The organism is Pseudomonas sp. HK3 (assembly GCF_052920985.1).
Window position 1 is genome coordinate 1,106,228 of the sequence record NZ_JBREXD010000001.1, and the last position, 23,233, is coordinate 1,129,460.

Annotated in this window: 20 protein-coding genes and 1 pseudogene; 8 read left to right on the forward strand and 13 right to left on the reverse strand. The window is 42.7% G+C overall.

Annotated features, from left to right (window positions below):
* The 10 genes from ACU6U9_RS05255 to ACU6U9_RS05300 all read right to left on the reverse strand — a co-directional run bounded on the left by ACU6U9_RS05255 (position 1) and on the right by ACU6U9_RS05300 (position 10,166).
* A complete protein-coding gene (locus ACU6U9_RS05255) occupies positions 1-534 on the reverse strand; it encodes a type II secretion system protein (RefSeq protein WP_446734010.1) in 534 nt (177 codons plus the stop codon).
* Positions 535-608: 74 nt separating this feature from the next.
* Positions 609-1,148 carry a type II secretion system protein gene (locus ACU6U9_RS05260; RefSeq protein WP_446734011.1) on the reverse strand — a complete coding sequence of 180 codons (540 nt, stop codon included), beginning with the start codon at positions 1,146-1,148 and terminating at the stop codon, positions 609-611.
* A 4-nt stretch (positions 1,149-1,152) separates the two neighbouring features.
* Positions 1,153-2,373: a type II secretion system F family protein gene (locus tag ACU6U9_RS05265; protein ID WP_446734012.1), complete on the reverse strand. Its 1,221-nt coding sequence runs from the start codon at positions 2,371-2,373 to the stop codon at positions 1,153-1,155.
* Positions 2,374-2,379: 6 nt separating this feature from the next.
* Entirely contained in the window at positions 2,380-4,110 is a 1,731-nt protein-coding gene (locus ACU6U9_RS05270; protein ID WP_446734013.1) for a GspE/PulE family protein, read from the reverse strand.
* On the reverse strand, positions 4,103-5,089 hold the full coding sequence (locus ACU6U9_RS05275) for a hypothetical protein (protein ID WP_446734014.1): 987 nt from the start codon (positions 5,087-5,089) through the stop codon (positions 4,103-4,105). Before ACU6U9_RS05275 ends, ACU6U9_RS05270 begins: the two co-directional genes overlap by 8 nt.
* 8 nt (positions 5,090-5,097) lie before the next feature.
* Entirely contained in the window at positions 5,098-6,015 is a 918-nt protein-coding gene (locus ACU6U9_RS05280) for an ExeA family protein (RefSeq protein ID WP_446734015.1), read from the reverse strand.
* On the reverse strand, positions 6,012-7,604 hold the full coding sequence (gene mshL / locus ACU6U9_RS05285; RefSeq protein WP_446734016.1) for a pilus (MSHA type) biogenesis protein MshL: 1,593 nt from the start codon (positions 7,602-7,604) through the stop codon (positions 6,012-6,014). Before mshL ends, ACU6U9_RS05280 begins: the two co-directional genes overlap by 4 nt.
* Positions 7,605-7,952: 348 nt before the next feature.
* Positions 7,953-8,600 (reverse strand): hypothetical protein, encoded by a 648-nt coding sequence (locus ACU6U9_RS05290; RefSeq protein ID WP_446734017.1) that lies wholly within the window; start codon positions 8,598-8,600, stop codon positions 7,953-7,955.
* Positions 8,563-9,195 (reverse strand): hypothetical protein, encoded by a 633-nt coding sequence (locus ACU6U9_RS05295; protein ID WP_446734018.1) that lies wholly within the window; start codon positions 9,193-9,195, stop codon positions 8,563-8,565. Before ACU6U9_RS05295 ends, ACU6U9_RS05290 begins: the two co-directional genes overlap by 38 nt.
* Positions 9,195-10,166, reverse strand: coding sequence for a hypothetical protein (locus ACU6U9_RS05300; protein ID WP_446734019.1), 972 nt, complete (start codon positions 10,164-10,166; stop codon positions 9,195-9,197). Before ACU6U9_RS05300 ends, ACU6U9_RS05295 begins: the two co-directional genes overlap by 1 nt.
* An 81-nt stretch (positions 10,167-10,247) precedes the next feature.
* Between ACU6U9_RS05300 and trmL the strand changes: the two genes are divergently transcribed.
* On the forward strand, positions 10,248-10,712 hold the full coding sequence (trmL, locus tag ACU6U9_RS05305) for a tRNA (uridine(34)/cytosine(34)/5-carboxymethylaminomethyluridine(34)-2'-O)-methyltransferase TrmL (protein ID WP_446734020.1): 465 nt from the start codon (positions 10,248-10,250) through the stop codon (positions 10,710-10,712).
* 76 nt (positions 10,713-10,788) lie between these two features.
* On the opposite strand, the gene secB is transcribed toward trmL, so the two are convergent.
* On the reverse strand, positions 10,789-11,286 hold the full coding sequence (gene secB, locus ACU6U9_RS05310) for a protein-export chaperone SecB (protein ID WP_446734021.1): 498 nt from the start codon (positions 11,284-11,286) through the stop codon (positions 10,789-10,791).
* A gap of 17 nt (positions 11,287-11,303) precedes the next feature.
* Positions 11,304-11,720, reverse strand: coding sequence for a rhodanese-like domain-containing protein (locus ACU6U9_RS05315; RefSeq protein ID WP_446734022.1), 417 nt, complete (start codon positions 11,718-11,720; stop codon positions 11,304-11,306).
* Between the two features lie 156 nt (positions 11,721-11,876).
* On the opposite strand from ACU6U9_RS05315, the gene gpmI reads away from it, so the two are divergent.
* The 6 genes and pseudogenes from gpmI to ACU6U9_RS05345 all read left to right on the forward strand — a co-directional run bounded on the left by gpmI (position 11,877) and on the right by ACU6U9_RS05345 (position 20,792).
* Complete coding sequence (gene gpmI / locus ACU6U9_RS05320; RefSeq protein ID WP_446734023.1) at positions 11,877-13,427, forward strand: 2,3-bisphosphoglycerate-independent phosphoglycerate mutase; 1,551 nt, start codon at positions 11,877-11,879, stop codon at positions 13,425-13,427.
* Positions 13,424-14,581: a murein hydrolase activator EnvC family protein gene (locus ACU6U9_RS05325; RefSeq protein ID WP_446734024.1), complete on the forward strand. Its 1,158-nt coding sequence runs from the start codon at positions 13,424-13,426 to the stop codon at positions 14,579-14,581. The genes gpmI and ACU6U9_RS05325 overlap by 4 nt, the downstream gene beginning before the upstream one ends.
* 126 nt (positions 14,582-14,707) lie before the next feature.
* Positions 14,708-16,076: pseudogene (locus ACU6U9_RS05330) on the forward strand (S41 family peptidase).
* Entirely contained in the window at positions 16,039-16,869 is an 831-nt protein-coding gene (locus ACU6U9_RS05335) for a divergent polysaccharide deacetylase family protein (RefSeq protein ID WP_446734025.1), read from the forward strand. The pseudogene ACU6U9_RS05330 and the gene ACU6U9_RS05335 overlap by 38 nt, the downstream one beginning before the upstream one ends.
* 171 nt (positions 16,870-17,040) lie before the next feature.
* Positions 17,041-18,624 (forward strand): ABC transporter substrate-binding protein, encoded by a 1,584-nt coding sequence (locus ACU6U9_RS05340; RefSeq protein WP_446734026.1) that lies wholly within the window; start codon positions 17,041-17,043, stop codon positions 18,622-18,624.
* Positions 18,621-20,792, forward strand: coding sequence for a sensor histidine kinase (locus ACU6U9_RS05345; RefSeq protein ID WP_446734027.1), 2,172 nt, complete (start codon positions 18,621-18,623; stop codon positions 20,790-20,792). The genes ACU6U9_RS05340 and ACU6U9_RS05345 overlap by 4 nt, the downstream gene beginning before the upstream one ends.
* A gap of 10 nt (positions 20,793-20,802) precedes the next feature.
* On the opposite strand, the gene ACU6U9_RS05350 is transcribed toward ACU6U9_RS05345, so the two are convergent.
* A complete protein-coding gene (locus tag ACU6U9_RS05350; protein WP_446734028.1) occupies positions 20,803-22,713 on the reverse strand; it encodes an ATP-binding cassette domain-containing protein in 1,911 nt (636 codons plus the stop codon).
* A 32-nt stretch (positions 22,714-22,745) separates the two neighbouring features.
* On the opposite strand from ACU6U9_RS05350, the gene ACU6U9_RS05355 reads away from it, so the two are divergent.
* The gene (locus ACU6U9_RS05355; RefSeq protein WP_446734029.1) at positions 22,746-23,228 is read left to right on the forward strand and encodes a TIGR02444 family protein; all 483 of its coding nucleotides are present in this window, start codon (positions 22,746-22,748) and stop codon (positions 23,226-23,228) included.
* The last annotated feature ends 5 nt before the right edge of the window (positions 23,229-23,233 follow it).

A 23,233-nucleotide genomic window follows, 5' to 3' on the forward strand; every position in this document is an offset into this window, starting at 1 on the left:
CTATGAACATGAATCATCTGTATCAGCAGTTGTAGCACCTGCATCATAAGTAGCGGCTACACCAACTACAGGAGCTGTAATCACCGGAGGTGTCGCGCTATTTGACGTTGCAACCGAATAGGTGAAACAAGGTGTTCCATCACCATCAACAGCAATGATTAAAGGCGCTGTAGCATTTGCCCCCTGTGAAATTATATAACCATCTAAATCAGCTGCGTCTTCAATACCTGCTTTGGATGGATAACCAAATACCATCGCAACCGCAGCGCCTTCTATTGTAACGCTAGCGGTTGCAGCACTTGAATTACAACCTGATTCAGCAAGACAAGCTGCATGAGAAATAGCCGAAGCAGATCTGACGGCACCACGAGCACCTTCTAAACTGGAGCTTTCCGCTTGACCAGAAAAATCCGCAAACTTAGGCAGTGCAAAGGCACTCAATATACCTAAGATCACAATCACCATAATCAGCTCAATCAGAGTAAAACCCGATTGATGGTGTGAATGGCGCTTTAATTTTGTCGTTAGTTTCATACTGCTCTCCGATATCTAAATACTAGGTGCATGACCTATTTCCTTTCTTCAGTTTTAAGTGTAGTTGATATTTCTTATTTCAAAACTGTCAGTACCGTGCCTGTACTTAAATCATATTCTATTGTGCTATTAGTATCGTTCTGCTGATAAGTATAAGTGCATATAGTACCGCTGGATGCAGAGGCTAAATAGCTAATGTCCTCGTCAGGTGTGGCTGAAATCTTAATACCATTACTTGAAATCAAAGATTGCCATAACCGAATACAACGCTGAGCATTACCCGATAACTGCGGGCTGTGATTCGAACTCGCCCCCCTCTTAGCATCACTGGGCCAACCATTTAAAGTAGTCGCAATGTCATCGTTCCCATAGCCTTTTACCACATCAACTTCGCCTTTTGCCCCGTTAGAAACCCACTGGCTGCGCACTAAAATCACCGCACTAGACAACGCCCCGCCCGTTGCAGCAATGCTGCTATAGTGCGCATCATCATAATTATTCATCATTCTTGGCAGCGCTATTACCGCTAAAATAGCCATAATGGCGATCACCATTACGAGCTCAATCAGCGTAAAACCACTCGAATGTTGAAGTTGCTTTTGTATTGAATTCATCGTGTTACCGTGCACCTGCACTTAAATCCCAAAGCGGTAAGAAAATTCCAAGCGCTAGCACAAGTATCATCGCGCCCATAAACAGCAACATAATGGGTTCAATCGCACCACTTAAACGCTCCACTTGGAAATCAGTTTCTTCATCATAAAATTCACTGACATCATGCAGCAGTGTATCTAACGCCCCGCTTTCTTCACCGACTGCAATCATTTGTAAAATCAATGGCGTAAACATGCCAGAACTATTGGCGGTACGTGAAAGCGAGTCACCTCGCTCTATGCCTGATCGCATTTCGCGTACGTTTTTTTCGATATATAAATTACCAATGGCTTCAGCACTTACATCAATGGCTTGTAAAATAGGCACACCCGCTGCATACAACATAGAAAAGGTTCGGGTAAAACGCGATAGGCAAATACGATTTAATAAACTACCAATAATTGGTAATTTAAGTTTTATTCGATCCCAATTCAATCCGCCTTGTTTTGTTTTAATATATTTTAAAAAACCAATAACACTCACAATTATTATGCCAATCATAAACCACCAATATTCGATAAAGAAATTCGAAGTCCCTAATAATATTTGAGTTGCAAATGGTAAGTCATTACCAAATTTTTCAAATACTTTGGCAAAACTGGGAATAACAACCACATTCACAACAATTAACGCAATGACAATGGATGTGATGACCATCAAAGGATAACGTAACGCACTGGATACTTTCTTTTTAGTGTCGCGAATCATTTCAAGATAGTTAACTAACTGCGCAAAAGCTTGATCCAAATTACCTGTACTTTCCCCCACATGAACCATGCTAATAAATATAGGTGAAAAATAAAATTCATGCTGATGCAACGCTTGGCTTAACGTATTACCACGGCTTAAAATACTGCCTACATCTTGTAGCACTGTTTTTAAAGCATCATTATTACTGGTTTCGGCCAAACCAAAAACAGCACGCATAATGGGAATACCACTTTTGGTTAATGCATGCATTTGGCGACAAAACAGCACCATGTCATCAAGCGGGATGGATTTCTTAGGAAGGTACTGTTTTAAAAGGTCTTCTAGTTTTATCGAGGGTTGAATTTCTTCAATAGACACCGGAATCAAGCGATCATCAATCAGCCTTGAAGCCACGTTAGAACGATGGCTAGCTTCTTGTTCACCGCTATGAAGCTCACCTCGCTTATCTCGCGCTTTATAAAAAAATAATGGCATTACGCATCACCTTAAACTCGCCATTGACAAGGCGCTGTCATCAAGGCTAGCCGATACTTTAAACACTTCACTAATCGACGTTTTGCCCGCAATAGCCAGTTCTAAAGCATAATCTGCCAGCGGTGAATACAAGTCACTGGCTTTTGCTAACTTAATAAATAATGATGTGTCTTGTCGTCTAAGCGCGTCTAACATACCGTCATCAAGTTCCAGTAACTCGTAAACCCCTGTGCGCCCAACATAACCCGTATTCGAACAATGGTGACAACCTTCACCTTGATAAAAGGTATTAACGTTTGGATCACAGCCAATGCCAATTAACCAACTCTTTTCTTGTGCAGATAATGCATAAGGTGATTTACAATTTTGACAAATTTTACGAATCAAACGCTGACCAATAACGGCTCGTAAGCTCGATGCAACTAGGTACGAATCCGCACCCATATCCATTAATCGCATTGCCGTCGATATCGCATCATTGGTATGCAATGTCGAAAGCACCATATGACCTGTCATAGCCGCACGCAATGCAATCTCGGTGGTTTCGGTATCTCGCATTTCACCAATTAAAATAATGTCAGGGTCTTGTCTTAATGCAGTACGTAATATTTTTGCAAAGGTTAAATCAATTTTAGTATTAATTTGTACTTGGTTAATACGGGGTAAGCGATACTCTACAGGGTCTTCTGCTGTAATGATTTTTTTATTCTCTGCATTTAACGTATTTAGCGCTGCGTATAAGGTTGTACTTTTACCGCTGCCCGTTGGCCCCGTCACAAGCACCATGCCATGTGGGCGTGTTATTAATGTTCTAAAGCGCTTAAGAATGGTGGGGGTCATACCAAGGGAACTGATATTTAATAAACCCTGGCTTTGGTCTAATAAACGCATAACAACCGCTTCACCGTACTGTGTCGGCAGCGTTGACAAACGCACATCGATACTGCGATTTAAAATACGAATATTAAAACGACCATCTTGAGGCAATCGTTTCTCAGAAATATCCAAACCACTCATGATTTTTAGACGACTCACCAGAGCGCTCACAACTCTTCGTTCTTTCATGACCTGTTCTTGCAATTCACCATCGATACGCAAACGTACACGTAATACGGTTTCATCCGGCTCAATATGAATATCCGATGCATTAACTTGCACAGCATCTTCAAAAATATTTTGTAATAGCCGCACCACAGGTGCTTCACTGGCATCCGACTCGGCTAATAACCGCTCTAAATCTAAGTCACTTTCACCCAGTTCTTCATCAAGCTCACCGGCAATAGAGGCTATTTGCTCGGTACGGCGATAAATACGATCAATTGCATTTAATACTTCGTGTTCTTTTACAAAAGCTGGAACAATTTTTTTCTTTAGCGCACGCTGGACTTCATCCACTGCCAATATATCAAGCGGGTCCATGAATCCCACAAAATATTGATTCTGTTCTTCCATTAATATAATGGCACGATAGCGCCGAGCAATACTCTCTGGTAATCGACGCGTGACTTTACTATTAAATTGAAAGCGAGATATATCGATAAATGGCATAGCAAAATGCGTTGATAATTCCATCAATAAATTATCTTCACTGACAAAACCAAGATCAATCACAGCGCGGCCAAACTTTCGTCCAGAGCGTTTTTGCTCATCCAGGGCCATCATTAACTGTTCTTGTGTGATAATGCCTTTTTCAATCAGCAAATCACCAACACGCACCTTACTTAATTTATCATTCATGCTGAGGCCCGCTTAATTGAGCAATGCGCTGTCGTACAAATGTATTTAATGCAGCAGGTAATCGATTCAACTTAAGAGACTGCTTATAGTCTCTCAACGCTTGAGCATGTTGAGAAAGTGCATCTAGACTAATACCCGAGCCAACTTTCCACTTTGCTTCGTTTGGTTCTATTTCAGCTAATGTACGATAAAGATTCAACGCCGTTTGATGCTGATGACTGCGCTGTTCACCTTGCGCGCCTAGCGCCATTAAATCTATTTTATTAGAGGCGACGGGTAATATTTTTTGAATATAAGGCCATACTTTTTTAGGCTCAGCGATCATAAATTTTCGAATTAAATCTTCATCTTTTGATACATTACCGACAACCGATTGGCTGTTTTTAGTAACACGCCTAGTTTGATAAACAGGCTCTGAAGAATTAGGTACTGAAGGGCTAACCGCTGAAGGACTCGGTACTAAAGAGATAGGTACAGCCGAGATAGAAGCCGCAGACTTGATAATCGGTTTTTTCGTTTTCTCAGGTTGTGCCGTGGCAACCGGAGTCACCGCTGTAGCCTTAAAGGATTTTTCTGCTGGTTTAATGGCGGATGATAAAACGGCAAGCCTCAACTGTGTATCATCAATTACATTAAGAGGTTCAACCATTTCACTTGTGATTGGCTCACGCTTAGTCGCGCTAATATTCAGTATGCCATTGGCATCATCTACAGCCCCTGTTGTGCTTGGCTGCGGTGAAATCTGCGCACCCAAGCGAGAGGCATTTTCATATAATGTATTGGGTTCATATTTGCTTAATATCGAGAAATATAATACTAGGCTCGATATCACGAGTACGATGAGCATTACAAATAAGTGACGTGAGACATTCACTTTTGATGTTAATTCTTGCTCATCAAGAAATGGTACACTGTGAACATAGCTTTGCTGGCTGCGACGCTGATGTAAGTCATGTAAAATATCATTAACAACGCTCATATCAATCCTTACATCAAGCCAAAAAACCATTTTGGTTGATACTGAATGCACTCGGTATCTTTTGCTGCTCGCTTTATCATATTTCTTGTGACTCTTCGCTCACCTTTAGAAAAGGCAATTAACAGGGCTTTACCACTTAAAATACTAATTAACCTTGGTACGCCTTTGCTGTATTCGTGCAACGCACTAATGGCGCCTTCATTAAAGAGTGACTCACCGTTATACCCAGCTACTGCTAAACGATGATTCACATATTGCCGAATATGCGAACGACCTAAATACTCTAAACGCTGACTAAAGGTAATACGCTGGAGAATTTGTCTTAAATGATATTTATTCAGCATCTCATCGAGTTCTGGTTGAGCAAACATCACTATTTGCATAAGTTTTTCGCTTTCTGTTTCTAAGTTTGTGAATAATCGTAATGCTTCTATGCTTTCTTCTGGTAATGACTGAGCTTCATCTATCACCAAAACCACTCGTTTATTATTCAGTGCCAGTTTTAATAGTCGCTTATTGATAGCCTCCATGAGTTCATCGTCACTTAGCCACTCTAAATCTGTTACCTGCAGCTCTTTCGCTAAGGTGCGCTTTAATTCAATCGGGTTTAAATTTGGGTTAGGTATGTAGGCGCTATAATATTCATCATCATTTAATGAATTTAATAAACGTCGGCACAGCAGTGTTTTACCTGTGCCCACTTCACCAATAATTTTTATCATGCCCTCTCCACTCACAACAGCAAACATCAGCATTGAAAAGCACTGCTGGTGAGAAGGTAGATCAACGTAATAACTGGTGTTAGGTAACAATGAAAATGGCATTTCATTTAAATTAAAGAAATACTTAAATTCATCCAGTATTCGTTTCATTGGCTCTTGCTTTTCAGCAGGACGTTTCATTGGTATCGCATTTATGCTGTTCATTCTTCAGATGCTCCTTGCTGCTGCCAGCTGGGGAAGGTGCGCCTAATGCTCTCTACTTCATTACTCCAAGCATCGTTCTCTATTACTTTAGGTTGCAGTAAAATCACTAATTCACTTTTTGTTTGTGTTTGTTGGGTTTGTTGAAACAACGCGCCTATTAATGGAATACGCGACAGCCAAGGCACTCGCGCATCGGTTCGACTTTTCTTGTTCTGTAACAAGCCACCAATAACAACCACCTGACCATTTTGTGCTTTTATAATGCTATCGGTTTCACGAATACTGCTAAATGCCATAGGCAAATCAAATGTATTTGAGCCAACTTCAATCACTTTATTACGCTCAACCACCTCAGTCACACTAGGGTGAACATGTAAAATAACTTGATTGTTATCACCAATTTGCGGCGTAACATCTAATGCAATACCCGAGAAAAATGGCGTTAAGCTCACCTCAGGACTGGTATTGGTGCTGGTGGTGGTGGTGGTGGTATTTGTACTGACATCAGTGACAAAAAATTCATCCGTACCTACTTTAATAACCGCTTTTTGATTATTGACTGTGCTAATACGTGGACTCGACAGTACTTGAACCTCGCCTTGACGTTGTAACAACTGAATCACACCGGTAAAGTCTGTGGTGTTAAAATTTAGGGAAAAAATACCCGCAAGGTTATCAGGGTTAGTGACATTTTCAGATGATAATGAGCCGGCTACTTCTTTTGACGAGCTGGCATATGTGGCATTAATGCCTGCACCAAAAGAGTCCCATTGAATCCCTGCTTGAAAACCATCATTCAAGGTGACTTCTAATATTTTTGCTTCAATGATGACTTGTTTTTGCAAGGACAATTCAGCACGTCGTAAAAATTCGCCCACTGCATATAACTCATCAGGAAACGCTCGTACGACAATCAATCCAGCTTGCGCATCAACAATGACCCTTCGGCCACCACCATTACCTACCATTACTTGTACGGATTGCTGTAGCGTTCGCCAAAAGTCGGTACTGGCTTGTGTATCTAATTTAGTTGCCGTCGACGTTGAACGATTACTCGTAGAATCTGAATCGTCACTGCTTTCGGATGAGTATATTTGACCACTGGCAACCGAGATGCCACTCGTGCCTTGGCGAGAAACATTTAAATAATTAAGTCTAAATACTTTATTTTGTAGCGCATTAGGTAAAATTCGATAACCATATTCGGTTTTAATATACTGCAAACCATAACTGTCTCTAACCGCTTGCAGTGTTTCTTCGAGTGTCACATTTGTTAAATTGATGGTTATTTTCTGTTTTACATCAGGATGAATAACCATATTAATACCCAAACCATCCACTAATCCCATAAAAAATGAACTGGCCGGATTATTTTTCGAGCTCACATCAAAACGTTCAGGCAATAAGCGACTATCGATTTCAGGCATCAATGCATCATAAGCGGACTGCGGCACAACGACCGATGCCGAGGTATTCGGAATATCTTTAAAAGCTTGCTCTTTAACTTCATAGTCTTTTTCAGGTGAACTCGCGCAGCCTAATAATACTAAGAAAAGAAAATATCCATTTTTTCTAAAGGCATTAAACATGACTACCGCCTCACTTTATTCATCGGGTGATTCAGTTTTATGACAGATAACTTCCCTGACTTTGACAGAGTGACCTTATTTGCCTCAATTTTTACAACTTTCGCTTTATTGATATACTCACCTTCTTTCAAAACAGATCCGTTAATAACCGCTCGGTTTCCTTTTTGCGCTAATAACGACTTGTCTTAAATTGTAGTAGTATCTTTTTACTTTTTTTCTATCGACTATATTGTCTTTAACAACAGGCCCGTAACCTGGTGGTGCCATTGGGTCATATTGATTGGAATTCGCCGATAAGCTCAATACCAAATTCAATATCATCGTAAATGAAATAATCACAGCCTTCATTTATAAACCCAGCACCTTGTCACTGGTGCTTAATGTATGCACCTTTAACGTTAATTCACCCTGTGGATAACGAGTGGCTCTATATTCCACTTCGTCCCAATACAATTGCCAATCTTGATTCTCAATTGCTTTTATATATTCCAAGCCATGGAAATACTGTCCTCGCATTTCTAACACCAATCCATGTTCGTACAAAACTTGATTCGATTCTTTAGCTTGCTTTAATTCAATTACTTTAGGTTTCAAATTCTTCATTGAATCAAACATCAGCTTATTTTTATCAAGTAACCCCTCAAATACTAAATTCATTTTTTCAGGTTGAATTAAAGCACCGGTTATACTGTTTATTGTTTCTTGCTGTATTGCTTCTATTTCTTTCAAATCAGATAATTTACTTCTATACGGCAGATTCACATCTTCTTTTGAGCGTGATTCTAATGCTTCAATATTGTCTTGTGACGTATCTATATTGATTATCATTTTGGCGTTCTCATGCATTATGTTTTGGTATTTATTCCATATAGGATGCCAAGCAAACAAAACAAACATCGCCAATACAAAACTAATACTCGTTAATGCAATTAATTTACGCTCTCTAATGCTTAGCGAATTAATTTTTGGTGGTAGCTTTGTCCAGATAGTCTTCAATCGACATCTCCTGCTTTTCAGAACTCACTACAAATTTCATCTGATCACCGTCACGCTTCAAATCAAACACTTCAAATTGCATTGTTTTAAAAATATCCAATTCCGATATTTTCCTTATGTACTCAGGTAAACCGCTTGGATTTAATACTCGCCCATGCAATGTTAAAGATGTACCGCCTTTTTTAATGGCTATTTTTGTTAACCAAAGGTCATCTTGCTTAATCTTTGTAAGTGCGTCTAAATAGATTGAAAACACTTGCTTTCTAACCACATTTCTTCGACCACTTAAATAACCAAGCACATTCATATTTCTTGTAATTTGACGTTCATAGCCCTCAATAGATTTAAGTAGTGCCTCACTTATTTTAGGCTCTGGATTTTGCTGATACGCGATATCAAATTGTTCCTGCCAAAAACGTGTTTGTTCCAATAAATCCGTATGTACCGCTCGCTCTTTAACGGTTAACGCATACAAGCCACCCGTTACAACAAAACTAAAAAACAATGTATAACCCATCAAAAGTAAAATAATGGCAGCCGAATAAGGCGGTTCTATTTTTTTAAACTCCTCTAAAAATAAGTTAACCTGCTGCATTATGCTAACCGCCTTAGCACTGCACCAATAACCGGCAATAAATGCATCTCTTCAACGTCAGTAAATGAAATATTTGGACCCATGGGGATATACTTTTTGCATTCTAATTCGACTACCATAGGTGATAACAATTCTTGCATCGGTTTTTGTAATTCTAATCCCTCGACTCCCATCGGCAGTATGTACACTTTGCTCGCAATGCCTTTGCCTAACTGACTTTCGTAATAGTCCAGTGAACGCTGCACATCTAATATAAACCGCTCCATCATCTGGAATTGCTCTTCGTTTTCCGTTGACTCATCCCCTTCCATCAAACTCGAATACCCCATTTCAATGGAACGCGACAGATACATATCTTCATGGCTAAACATTAATATCTCGCCGCTGTTTTGTTTTAAGCCAAGGATCGCAATTGTGCCTTTTTCCATGTCGGGTAAATAAAGTGAAATATTGCGCAGCACCATTTCTTCAATATCAATAATTTTTGGATCTAAACCACAACGACGGATGAATTTAAGTTTTTCTTCGATGACCGCGCGATTAACCGCGACCACGTAGAGCATTTTCATACGCCCACGATAGGCGTCTTCCGGCAGCGGAAAAATATCGATCACAGTTTCTTCAATGGGAATCGAAATAAGATCTTTAAGACGCCAGCGAACGGCTTCGCTCAGCTCGTCTTCTGCAACAGGAGGAGGTTCAACTAATTCTAATTCGTACTCATTTTTATTCAGTACATAATGGCAGTCGGCATTTTTTAATTTATTTTTATTGACCCAATATTGCACAAATGGAAGCACCCCAGCTCCCTGAATAGGCGCAAACTCAAGCTTAAGGACCTTGAACTCCCCGTCTTGAATGTCACCATGGCTGATCGCTACACCGTGTTCACTCACGGTTAAACCCACCAATCCTTTTGGCTTTTTCTCTTTTTTGATAAACCACTTTCGTGGATCAAGCGCCAAATTCAACAGATGCCTACTCCTTTAGACCCTATAATTCAGGTAAACTGTTCTTATCTAATCCTAGTCAAACATTGTAGAAACACCACTATGCTGCACGTTGTATTATTTGAGCCTGAAATCCCGCCCAATACAGGAAACATCATTCGCCTATGCGCTAATACAGGTTTTCAATTGCACCTGATTGAGCCACTGGGGTTTGAGCTAGATGAAAAGCGCGTGCGCCGTGCGGGGTTGGATTACCATGAATTCGCCAAGGTAAAAATCCATAAAAATTGGCAAGCATTTGTTGATGATGTACAGCCTGCTAACAGCTATGCGATTACGACCAAAGGGCAGCGTCGACATACCGATGTAACATTTAAGGCAGGAGATGCCATTGTCATGGGGCCTGAGACGCGTGGTTTACCTGATGAGATGCTTGATACATTATCCAAAGATGAGAAAATTCGTATACCTATGGTGCCAGACAGCCGCAGCTTGAATCTATCAAATGCCACTGCGGTTATGGTGTATGAAGCTTGGCGTCAGCTAGACTTTGCTGGCGCAAAATAACCGACACTAAGCACCAGACATAAAAAAACCGAACGCCTTTAAAAGCCGCTCGGTTTTTTTATTCACACACTATTATTTAGTGCGTAGCTTCTGTTTTTGCTTCTTGCTGTGCTTTGGCTTGCTGCACGCTTTGTGCGTAAACCGCATCAAAGTTCACAGGTGCAAGCATCAATGCAGGGAAACTGCCTTTAACAACCAGTGCATCAATCGCTTCACGGGCATAAGGGAACAACAAGTTAGGGCAGAAAGAACCCAATGTTTGATGCAAAGCACCGCCATCTAGTCCTTCAATCTTAAAGATACCGCCTTGTTGAATTTCCGCTAAGAACGCTGTTTTGTCTTCATTTTTAGCCGTCACGGTTAACGTCAATACCACTTCATATACATCATCCGCCAGCTTGTTAGAGCGGGTGTTAAGATCCATATTGATTTGTGGCTTCCACTGGCCGCGAAACACATCCGGTGCATTTGGGCTTTCGAAAGACACGTCTTTTACAAAAATACGCTGAACGCCAAACTGGCCTTTTTGCTGATCGGTTTGCGCTGCTTGTGATGCTTGATCTTGTTCTGTCATGACTACGTCTCTAGTTATTATTTTTTGACCAATGGTAAGTTGTTATTGGTCCATTCCATAATTCCGCCGCTAAGGCGATATACCTGTTCAAACCCATTCTCTTTAAGCGCTTTACTCGCTGCTGAGGCAGTTTGGCCTGTCTTGCATACCACTATGATGGGGTCAGTCTTGTGTTTTTCTAGCTCTGATACACGATTTATTACCTGTGAATTAGGAATATTCACCGAATCCACCACATGACCTGCCTTAAAGTCCCCTTTTTCACGGATATCCAACACCAGCGCATTGCTTTGGTTAATTAAGCGAGTCGCTTCGTGAGTGCTAACTTTAGGACCCGCTTTATGGCTGCCATCCCAGGCTAATAGTGCAAAAAGCGCTAACAAAGCAGCGACTAACATCCAATTATTCACTGTAAATTCTAGAAACTGTTCCATACACCACCTCAAATTCTTTGGTGCGCAGTATACCTCAATTAGCGCGCATCAAAAGCGTAAACCGATACCAGCCGTTTCTCGCTGTATCGCCAATGGCATGATGGCCTACAAACATGTAAAATCTGGTCCATATTCAATCATTTCTTATAGGGTCATATGTCCACTTTGCCCAAACCTGTTGCACTTATTATTCTTGATGGCTTTGGTGAGCGTGAAGACGCAAACGACAATGCCATTAGCGCTGCTAATACCCCAACGTGGGATAAGCTCAAAATTGATTTTCCCCGTGCATTAATCAGTACATCCGGTGAGGCCGTTGGTCTACCCGATGGGCAAATGGGCAACTCTGAAGTTGGCCACATGAACCTAGGTGCTGGCCGTATTGTTTACCAAAACTTCACGCGCATTAACAAAAGCATTAAAGATGGCGACTTCTTTGAAAACGCCGCCATTGTTAACGCAATGGATGCCGCCATTAATAAAGGTAAAGCTGTTCATTTATTAGGCTTGTTAAGCCCTGGTGGTGTGCATAGCCATTCTACCCACATCAAAGCTTTAGCCTCCATGGCGGCAAAACGCGGCGCGAAAGCCATTTATGTTCACGGTATTCTAGACGGCCGCGATGTGGCACCACAAAGTGCCCAGCCATTCATCGAAGACATCGAAGCCCATATGGCCTCTTTAGGCTTAGGCGACAACGCAAAATTAGCGACGCTTGTTGGCCGTTATTACGCAATGGATCGTGACAACCGTTGGAATCGTGTGCAAAAAGCCTACGACATGTACACAACAGGCTCTGCAAAATATCAGGCCGCCAATGGCGTTGAAGGTTTGCTGGCCTCTTATGAGCGTGACATTCACGATGAATTCATCGACGACACCATTTTAGGCACGCCAGTCAAAGTCGAAGACGGCGACAGCATTATTTTTGCTAACTTCCGCCCTGACCGTGCACGTGAAATCACCCGTGCATTCGTAGATGGCGACTTTGATGGCTTTACTCGTACCGCGCATCCGCAATTAAGCGACTTTGTTATGATGACAGAGTACGCAGCCGCCATTAAAACCAGTTGTGCATTTCCACCAAGCCCCATGACCAATGACTTAGGTGAGTACGTTAGTAACTTGGGCAAAACTCAATTGCGCATCGCTGAGACTGAAAAATACGCCCACGTGACGTTTTTCTTTAGCGGTGGCCGTGAAGAATTATACCCAGGTGAAGAGCGCATTCTTATCAATAGCCCAGATGTGGCCACCTACGATTTAAAACCTGAAATGAGCGCCCCTGAGGTGACGGATAAATTAGTAGAAGCCATCGAGAATCAAGCCTACGACTTAATTGTATGTAACTTTGCCAATGGCGATATGGTTGGTCACACTGGTGTCTTTGATGCTGCAGTTAAGGCAGTTGAAGCCCTTGATGTGTGTTTAAAACGTGTCACTGATGCCATATTAAAAGTAGGCGGCGAATGTTTAATTACCGCCGACCACGGCAACTGTGAGCAAATGCTGGATGTAAATGGCGGCCCAATGACGCAACACACCACAGGCCCTGTGAATCTTGTGCATGTTAGTCAGCAAGGTAAAACAGTGGCCCTTAAAACAGGTGGCTCTTTATGCGACATCGCTCCGACACTATTAACCATGATGGGTGAGCAACAACCAAGCGAAATGACAGGTAAGTCGCTGCTAGAGAAACGCTCGTGATTCGACGCTTACTAGGTTTAATACTACTGGCTACATTATCTTTTGCCACGCTTAACATTAGCGTTGCACAAGACATAGACAGCAAGCAATTGAGTGAACGTCACTTAAAAAAATTAAGAGACGATATCAACGACCTGCAAGCTTTTCTTAAAAAAGCACAAGACGACCACAAAGACCTGGTGTCTTCATTGCGCACAAGCGATGAGGCCGTATCCAAGATGAGCAAACAGGTGGAGTCGATTAAGAAAGCGTTGCAGGGGGAACGAGATCGCCTAAAAAAGCTCAAAGCCGAACAGGCCACACTCAACCAGTCCCAACTCAAACAACAACGCATTCTCAATGACATTATCTTGGCCAGCTATAAGCTCGGCCAAGAGCCTCAATTAAAAATGCTGCTCAACCAACAAGACCCCGCGCAAGTTTCACGTAACCTCAATTATTTACAGTATTTCAATTCTGCACATCAGCAAGAAATTAACGAATATCGCACTACTTTAACTAAATTAAGCCATGTGCAAACCAGCATTGAAAAGCGTGAATCCAGCTTACAAGACAACCTCACTGAATTAAAAAGCAGTTACGCCAAACTCAAGCAAACGCAAAAACAACAGCAACAATATGCCAACGCGTTAGATAAAAAAATAAAAGGCAGTGGTCAACAGCTCTCACGCCTACAACAAGACAGACAAAATCTGATGGAATTACTGGGTAAAGTCGAAGAAGTATTTTTACCCTATGAACGCAACAAAGAAAGTCGCCCGTTTAAACAATTAAAGGGGAAACTGCCAAGCCCCATCACAAGCCGAGTCCAAAAATTATTTGGCCAATGGCAACCGAATGGTAAGCAACGCTTTCAAGGTTGGATCTACCCAGAAAAAACAGGTGCACACGTTCGCGCCGTGCATCATGGCCGCGTGGTATTCAGTGACTGGTTACGTGGATTTGGGTTATTGACAATTGTTGACCATGGCCAAGGTTACATGACACTTTATGCGCGAAATCAATCACTATTAAAAAGTGTGGGTGACTGGGTTGAGACCGGTGAAGTAATCGCAAATGTGGGCCGCAGTGGCGGTTTTGAAGACACCGCATTGTATTTTGAGATTCGTCATAAAGGTCAGCCAAAAAATCCAAAATACTGGTTAAAAGGTTAATACTCTTGTATTAGATGATATAAATGGTCTGCTTTACACGTAAAAGGCCACAATTAAACCGACCTGACTTCAAATTTCATAACAATCTGTTATAACTTATAAAGCTTATATAAATCGAGACTCTCTATGTTACGCCCATTATTTCTCACCTTGTTGGCCGTGCTGACATTTTCAGCCAACGCCCAAGACATTATCGAAGGTGAAGCTAAAGTTGCCCCATCGCGTTTACCCCTTGAAGAATTACGCGCCTTTGCTGAAATATTCGAACGTATTCGTACCAGTTATGTTGAAACCGTTGACGATAAAACTCTGCTAGAAAATGCCATTCACGGTATGTTAAGCGGTCTAGATCCGCACTCGTCATACCTAGGCGAAGAAGACTTCGAAGACCTGCGCGCCAACACCAGCGGTAAATTTGGTGGCCTAGGCATTGAAGTAGGCATGGAAGATGGCTTTATAAAAGTCGTCAGCCCAATTGATGACACTCCCGCACAACAAGCGGGTGTTTTAGCTGGCGACCTAATTATTAAGCTTGATGAGACCCCAGTAAAAGGTCTGGGTCTGAATGATGCGGTTGAAAAAATGCGCGGCGAGCCCGGCAGCCCGATTGTGCTCACCATTTTACGTGAAGGGGAAAGCAAGCCCTTAGAGATCACGATTAAACGAGCCGAAATTAAAATCACCAGTGTGGAAACACAAACTGCTGGATGAACAGTACGGTTATATTCGCATTACCCAATTCCAAGAGAACACCGGCGCCGATGTGAGCAATGCACTGCAAATGCTGACAGAAAAAAGTGACCAGCCGTTAAAACCCCTAAGTGGCGTTATTCTCGATTTACGTAACAACCCTGGTGGTGTGTTAGATGCAGCTGTCGCGGTCAGTGACGCCTTTTTAGAAACCGGTTTAATCGTCTATACCAAAGGCCGAATCGCCAACGCCGATGTGCGTTATGAAGCGACCATCGATACTCCCGCCCCTGAAATCCCACTCGTTGTTTTAATTAATGGCGGCAGCGCATCCGCTTCTGAGATTGTGGCCGGTGCGTTACAAGATCATGGCCGCGCAGTGATCATGGGCACACAAAGTTTCGGTAAAGGCTCAGTACAAACGGTATTACCCCTGAATGGCGAACACGCACTGAAGTTGACCACTGCACGTTACTACACACCAGCTGGCCGCTCGATTCAAGCACAAGGGATCGAGCCCGATATTGAAATACACCAAGGCAAGTTCACCCCTGAAAACGAATCGCGCTACTACAAAGAAGCAGACTTGACCGGACACCTTGAAAACCCGGATGACAAGAAAGATAAAAAAGAGGAGAAAGAGAAGAAAGTCGAAGACGATGAAAATGAGACCAAAAAGCTCACCGCCAAAGACTTCCAACTCAACCAAGCGCTGACTATGCTAAAAGGTATGCGCTTATTAAGCAGTAAACAAAACCGTGATAGTCATGATCAAACGCCTGCTGTTCCTGCTGCTACTGAGTAGCCTGCCAGGAATCAGCTTAGCCGACACGCCCAACCCTGCACGCTTAGCTATTGTCATCGATGATTTAGGCAATAGCTTGCAAGCCGGTTTAAACGCCATTGCCCTGCCCGCTGATATTACCTTTGCCGTCATGCCACACCGCAAGCACAGCAAGCGCTTGGCTGAACGAGCCGCGCGGCTAGGCAAAGATGTGATTTTGCATGCCCCGATGAGCACAGTGAATGGCCGAAAACTGGGGGCTGGCGCATTAAACGAATCGTTAAGCGAACTCGAATTTAAAACAAAACTTGCGTTTGCCATTGAAAGTATCCCCTTCGCAAAGGGCATGAATAATCACATGGGCAGTCAGCTAACAACCAACAGTGTTGCTATGATGTGGGTCATGGAGGTGCTGAAAGAAAAACAATTATTCTTTTTAGATAGCCGAACCAGTGCCAAGAGCGTGGGCTTTTCAACTGCGCAAACCATGGGTTTACCCAGTGCTTCACGCGATATCTTTTTAGATAATGAGATCGATATTGAGCACATTCACCTTCAATTTAAAAAAGCGATCACCGTAGCCGAACGTTATGGCAGTGCCATTGCTATTGGTCACCCTCACAAAACCACCATCGATTATTTAGAACATGTACTGCCACAACTAAAAGGGACTCATGTAAGCGTGCATAAAATCAGTGACTTGCTTAAAACAGGCATCACACCACGCCCTGATAGTGCAAGAGACAGTAAACCGGCCTCGATACCAACATTAGATGCGTTCATCTCCCTTTATCTTGCGTCACCCAATACTTGAGAAGAACCTAAACCTGTCTATGGTTATATGAGAGTCTAGCTGGGTAAAGGCCTTATGCTAAAAGCCTATTGTTATTCACTTTTATTGTTTTTTTCTCCTGTGTTAATAGCCAGTAATACTATTGAAGACGTAATCGTCGCCCTCTCACCTTCAGTACTAACAAAGAGTGAAATGGCGGCCGAACTCACTTGGTTTCAAGCCGCAGCCGAACCTTTTAAAGGCAAACATATTTCTGTGGTCAGTGAAGACATACCGACTCATCGCTGGGAGCGGGATGTTTTAGCGCTACATTTTGAACACATCACGGGGATTAAGGTGAACTTTGACATCATTGGTGAAGGCTCTGTGGTGGAAAACATATTCAAGCAAATCAGCCAAGGTGCCCACCTTTACGATATTTATATTAACGATGCAGACCACATCGGCACCCATGCCCGCGTAAAAGGGGTTGTGAACTTAACGCATTATATGAAACACGAAGGTCGCGACGTCACTAATCCCTATTTAGATTTAAATGATTTTCTCAACCTTCAATTTGGGCAAGATTACGACGGTCAACAGTTACAACTGCCCGACCAACAATTTGCAAATTTATATTGGTTTCGCCATGACTGGTTTACACGCAAAGATATTCAAGCCCAGTTTTTAAGCTTCACCAAAGCAAAGTACGGAAATGACAAAGCCTATTCATTAGGCGTGCCTCAAAACTGGGCCGCTTATGAAGACATCGCTGAATTTTTTACCAACACTCCCATTGATGGCAAAAAAGTATACGGACATACCGATTTTGGTAAAAAGTCCCCGTCACTTGGCTGGCGCTTTACCGATGCTTGGCTATCCATTGCTGGCGCTGGGGATAGGGGCTTGCCTAATGGTAAACCCGTCGATGAATGGGGTATTCGTGTTGAAAATAGAATTCCTCGTGGTGCCAGTGTCGAACGTGGTGGCGCGACAAATAGCCCTGCTGCTATTTATGCCTTACAAACCTATATCGATTGGCTCAACAAATACAGCCCGCCTTCCGCACGGCAAGGCACCTTTCGCGATAACAATATTGCTGTCGCACAAGGTAATGTCGCACAGCAAATTTTCTTATACACACTTTGGGTTAATGAGCCGGCTTTTCATCAAGGCGTAATGGTCGATAAGCAGGGTCAACCCATATGGCGACTTGCCCCCACACCCCACGGACGTTATTGGGAGTCAGGCATGAAAGTGGGTTATCAAGATGCTGGTAGCTGGACGATCCCAAAAGATACACGAGGCCCTAAGCGCGCTGCGGCTTGGTTATGGGCTCAATTCTGTGTGAGTAAATCAGCCGCGCTTGCCAAATTTAAAGCCGGTGGTACACCCGTTAGGCACTCCACTTTAAACAGCGATTATGTGCAAGAAAACAAGCAGCGCTGGGGCGGGCTCATTGAGTTTTATCAAAGCCTTGCGATTCATCAATGGACAGACACGGGTTTGAATGTTCCGCATTACCCTTTGTTATTCAGAGCCTGGTGGCCCAACTTAGATAAAGCAATAAACGGTCAAATAACAGCGAAACAGGCTATGGATAATATTGCCTATCACCAAGATGACATCATGGAGAATTTAAAACTGGCGCAATACTCACCACAATTAAATCCTAAAAAAAGCCAAGCGTATTGGTTCGCGCAACCGGGTGCACCTAAACCAAAAAGAACCCGAGAAACACCAAAAACCTTACCCTACGAAGAGGCCATTAAACCTTGGCGTAAGGCCGTACAATGACCCTATCGATGAATCGAATCAGCCGCCAATTAATCGCACTTGTCTTCATAGCCCTTATTATTTTCTCTGTCGGCATTGCCGCCTTGGTTGGCTGGCAATCGTATCGCGACCTAAAAGAAGTGGCGCTTAAACGTGTGCAGGCCGCCGCTTATTTATTCTCATCAGAGCTTGAAAACACCGCTAATCGCGCGTATCGATCCATTAGAGAAGTTGAATCTAACAACTTTATAACCGAACAACTCACATTACTTAATAACTACGGCCCGCTTTACACAGAAGATGTATCACAACAGGGTCAAAGCCTCAGCAACTCTGATGCGACGTTTTACTTTCAAAGCCAGCTAAAACTTGTCCGCTCATTAATTCATTTATTACCCTCCAACGAGTTAAAAGAGCTATCTATTTACCATACCGACCCGTTTAAACAATATGAGCAAAGTACGCCGCTACTGTCTATTCGCATTGACCATCACACTATCTGGTTTTTCCGTTATGACCTTAAGTCAAACTCGCAAACTCCTCGCGTGTATAGCATGCCCGTTGATAAATTAAACTTTGATGGCGACTTTTTTGACGTCAGTGCTATTTACCAAGAAAACGTTAATTATTTTTATGAAACTGTTGGGGTAAAGCCAACCGATGATATTCCCAAAAGCGTGTTTAACAAACTACAACGCCCTCACACGTATACATCAGGGCAAGTCATCAGTTTGAGGCAAGACAAACTGCAGTTCGTTATGTGGAGCCCTGTTTCACTTAATTTAGTCAACCCTGAAAATTGGCAGGTGACCTCTAAAAATGCGGTGCTCATTGTCGGTATACAAAAGCCCGATAATGACAGCCTTCAAACCATCGCTGAACGACTAGGAACAGAACTTGCGATTGTGGACGCTGACCATATCTGGGTATCGAGTATTGATCACAAACAACAGCTCTATGCTTCTGCTAACAGCCTTGAAGTCGGCAACGATCCCTATATTTATACAGAAGAACCCCTTGGCTTACCGAGCGATACAGAGCAAGCATTTCAAGTCATGGCCTTGAGCCCCACCGTAGGGTTAAAGCAACGCACAAATTCATTAGTGCTTCGGCTAACCTTTATTACGGTCATTGCCATATTGATTACCGCGTCAGCGGTTTACTTCATGATCCAAAGAAAATTAAGGCAGCCATTGGATGCGCTGTTAGTCGGCGTAAACAGCTTACGTAAAGGGGATATGAGCGTCGCCGTCGATATCAACACCAATAACGAACTTGCTGCACTTGGTCGGGCCTTTAATGACATGACGAAACAACTGAAAGACAAATCAGATGCACTGCAACTGGCGAATGACACTCTTGAACACAAAGTGCTTGAACGCACAGAAGACCTCAAAAATGCACAACAACAACTCATCTTAGCTGAGAAGATGGCCTCTCTTGGTCAACTTGTTGCAGGCGTCGCTCATGAAATTAACACACCCTTGGGTAATTCCATTACGGCTCTGTCGTATAATAAAAGTGAAAGTGAAATTATTCAGCAGAAATTTGATGCACAGTCACTCACTGCCACCGACTTTGGTAAGTTCTTAAGTGTCTCCCAAGAATCCATACACATTATGGAAACCAACCTACATAAAGCCAAGCAACTAGTGCAAACCTTCAAAAATGTCGCGGTGAATCAATCCGTTGAAGAAATTACATTGTTCGCATTACGAGAGCACATTGATGAAGTTCTAGTAACCTTAAAGCCACAGCTAAAGCATACACAAATTAAACTGCATATTGATGTGGAGAGCACACTGACCATCAACAGCTACCCAGGCGCTTATTATCATATCATTAGCAATATGATTATTAATAGCTTACGCCATGCCTTTCCTGAACAAGAGGGTAATATTTATTTAAGCAGTAATAGTGACGAGACGAATCTCTATTTACACTACAAAGATGATGGCTGTGGCATGGACGAGATCACCTGCAGTAAAATCTTCGACCCTTTTTTTACCACTAAACGAGGGGATGGTGGTACAGGCTTAGGCATGTACATGACGTACAATATCGTCACCCAACAGCTCGCTGGCTCTATTGAAGCCAGCAGTAAAATAGGCGAAGGAACGGAATTCACGATCACTCTACCCTTGGTATTACCTGAACATAATGACCAAGGGCCTGCTTTTTCAGTTTAAGCTAAACGCATTACTCTGAGAGTTGTTCTTCTAACGCTTCAAGCTCTTCAAGTAATGTCATCCATTGCTCTTCATCTATTTCTAACTGCTGTTTCGCCTGACTTTGCGCATTTAAGACAGACTGCAGTTGCGCTTTTTGTGCAGTATCATAAAGGGATGTATCGGCTAGCTGTGTTTCAATATCCACTAGAGTCGCTTGCAAGGCTTCCACTTTCTCTTCGAGTTTTGTCACTTGTTTTTTAAGCGGACTGAGTTGTTTACGAATTTCCGCTTCGCGGCGTTTTTTCTCTTTTTTCCCCTCTGCACTGTTCTCAGTTTGTTTAGTGCTATCTGCCGTCTCATCTTCATCGCTTTCGGCTTGTTTAATGAAGGCGCGATAATCTTCCAAGTCACCATCAAATTCAGTCACTCGACCTTGATGTACCAAATAAAATTGATCCACTGTATTGGCTAACAAGTGACGATCGTGACTGACCACAACAATGGCACCATCGTAATTTTGTAATGCCATGGTCAGCGCATGACGCATGTCCAAGTCTAAATGGTTAGTCGGCTCATCGAGAATCAGTAAATTCGGCTTCATCCATGCGATACGCGCCAATGCTAGGCGAGCTAACTCGCCCCCTGAAAATTTTTCACTGACGTCAAGTGCTTGATCACCATGAAAACCAAAGCCTCCTAAGAAATTACGAATTTGCTGATCACTCGCATCTGGCTTTAAATTGAGCAGGTTATCAAATGGGGTTAAGCGTAAATCTAGCTCATCCACTTGATGCTGAGCAAAGTAACCCACCGCAAGGTACTCACCTTTAAAATATTCGCCCTGCATCAACGCAAGCTCACCCACAATGGCTTTTATTAGAGTGGATTTACCCGCGCCATTTGCCCCTAATAAACCAATACGGTCACCTGGTCGTAATGACAATTGCACATCTTCAAGCTGCACATTGTCACCATAACCAATATTCCCATGCTGCAGATTAAGCAACGGGTCGCTGTATTTATCGGCATTAGGAAATTCAAAGTGAAATTGGCTGTCCACATGGGCTGGGGCGATACGCTCCATTCGCTCAAGCGCTTTCACTCGGCTTTGTGCTTGCTTGGCTTTACTGGCCTTTGCTTTAAAGCGCTCAATAAAGCTTTCTATATGCGCAATCTGATCTTGTTGTTGCTCATACAAAGACTGCTGCTGCGCTAGACGCTCTGCTCGACGTCGCTCAAAATCGGCATAGTTACCTGAGTACAAGTTAATAACTTGTTGGTGCATGTGCACAATGCCATCCACCACTGAATCAATAAAGTCACGATCATGACTGATGAGTAACAAGGTACCGCGATATTTTTGCAGAAAACTTTCTAGCCACAAGCTTGCATCTAAATCCAAGTGGTTGGTGGGCTCATCAAGTAATAATAAATCGCTGGGCATAATCAACGCTTTCGCCAAATTCAAACGCATCCGCCAGCCACCACTAAATGCACTAACTGGGTGCGCCATTTGCTCTTGTTTAAAGCCAAGGCCTGCCAACATAGTCTGACCAAGTTGCGCAACTTGATAGCCGTGAATGATTTCAAATTCGCCATGCAGCGTGGCTAGAGCTAAATCATCTTCTGCCTGCTCCGCTTTCGTCATGGCCTGCTGGATACGACGAAACTCTTGATGGCCATCTAACACATAATCCAGTGCACTTTTTTCAGACGCCGCAACTTCTTGTGCCATATGCGCAATACGCCAGTTCTTAGGTAAATATAATTCACCTTGGTCCGGCACTAATTGCTGCAATAATAATTTGAACAGCGTGGACTTGCCTGCGCCATTCGCCCCAACGATCGCAAGCTTGTGGCCATCATGCACGGTCAGGTCAGCTTGCTGTAAGATTATTTTGGTGCCTAGGTGTAAATTCACCTGTTGCAGACGTATCATAACTCAACTTCACACATTCAAAGGGGTGGGCGGTGGTTCAGGTTGCGCATGATGCCACAAATTCAATGGATAACCCATTATGGTTATATTCCATCGAACAATATCAAAAACCAGGCTGTGCCAAGTTTTTATTACAGGCTCAAGATAAGTATGGCCTTGATGTAAACATATTGCTGTTTATTGGTTGGTTAAACCTACAAGCCAAATCCTATTATGAATCTCGGCAATTACGCTTGGTCCATGATTGGCAGCTAAACAAGGTCAGGCCGATCCGACAATTGCGCCGACAAACAAAAGCATTACAGCATGAGCCATTCTATCAAGCATTTAAAGACTTAGAATTAAAGGCCGAAAAATGTCAGCAACAGATGCTATTCAATATAGGTAAAAATTGGGCTATCACGGATCAAACAGGATTGGATGGGTTTAAAAGCAGTTTACAGAATTATTGCGCAGGTAAAATAGAACTAGAGGAAAGCTGGTTGCAAGTGCTGTATCAGCACTTACAACCCTAAGACAA

What these genes read in the sequence shown, in the direction of transcription:
- ACU6U9_RS05255 (WP_446734010.1), bottom strand. Translation starts at nt 534, where the DNA reads ATGAAACTAACGACAAAATTAAAGCGCCATTCACACCATCAATCGGGT.
- ACU6U9_RS05260 (WP_446734011.1), bottom strand. Translation starts at nt 1,148, where the DNA reads ATGAATTCAATACAAAAGCAACTTCAACATTCGAGTGGTTTTACGCTG.
- ACU6U9_RS05265 (WP_446734012.1), bottom strand. Translation starts at nt 2,373, where the DNA reads ATGCCATTATTTTTTTATAAAGCGCGAGATAAGCGAGGTGAGCTTCAT.
- ACU6U9_RS05270 (WP_446734013.1), bottom strand. Translation starts at nt 4,110, where the DNA reads ATGAATGATAAATTAAGTAAGGTGCGTGTTGGTGATTTGCTGATTGAA.
- ACU6U9_RS05275 (WP_446734014.1), bottom strand. Translation starts at nt 5,089, where the DNA reads ATGAGCGTTGTTAATGATATTTTACATGACTTACATCAGCGTCGCAGC.
- ACU6U9_RS05280 (WP_446734015.1), bottom strand. Translation starts at nt 6,015, where the DNA reads ATGAACAGCATAAATGCGATACCAATGAAACGTCCTGCTGAAAAGCAA.
- mshL (WP_446734016.1), bottom strand. Translation starts at nt 7,604, where the DNA reads ATGTTTAATGCCTTTAGAAAAAATGGATATTTTCTTTTCTTAGTATTA.
- ACU6U9_RS05295 (WP_446734018.1), bottom strand. Translation starts at nt 9,195, where the DNA reads ATGCAGCAGGTTAACTTATTTTTAGAGGAGTTTAAAAAAATAGAACCG.
- trmL (WP_446734020.1), top strand. Translation starts at nt 10,248, where the DNA reads ATGCTGCACGTTGTATTATTTGAGCCTGAAATCCCGCCCAATACAGGA.
- secB (WP_446734021.1), bottom strand. Translation starts at nt 11,286, where the DNA reads ATGACAGAACAAGATCAAGCATCACAAGCAGCGCAAACCGATCAGCAA.
- ACU6U9_RS05315 (WP_446734022.1), bottom strand. Translation starts at nt 11,720, where the DNA reads ATGGAACAGTTTCTAGAATTTACAGTGAATAATTGGATGTTAGTCGCT.
- gpmI (WP_446734023.1), top strand. Translation starts at nt 11,877, where the DNA reads ATGTCCACTTTGCCCAAACCTGTTGCACTTATTATTCTTGATGGCTTT.
- ACU6U9_RS05335 (WP_446734025.1), top strand. Translation starts at nt 16,039, where the DNA reads ATGATCAAACGCCTGCTGTTCCTGCTGCTACTGAGTAGCCTGCCAGGA.
- ACU6U9_RS05340 (WP_446734026.1), top strand. Translation starts at nt 17,041, where the DNA reads ATGGCGGCCGAACTCACTTGGTTTCAAGCCGCAGCCGAACCTTTTAAA.
- ACU6U9_RS05345 (WP_446734027.1), top strand. Translation starts at nt 18,621, where the DNA reads ATGACCCTATCGATGAATCGAATCAGCCGCCAATTAATCGCACTTGTC.
- ACU6U9_RS05350 (WP_446734028.1), bottom strand. Translation starts at nt 22,713, where the DNA reads ATGATACGTCTGCAACAGGTGAATTTACACCTAGGCACCAAAATAATC.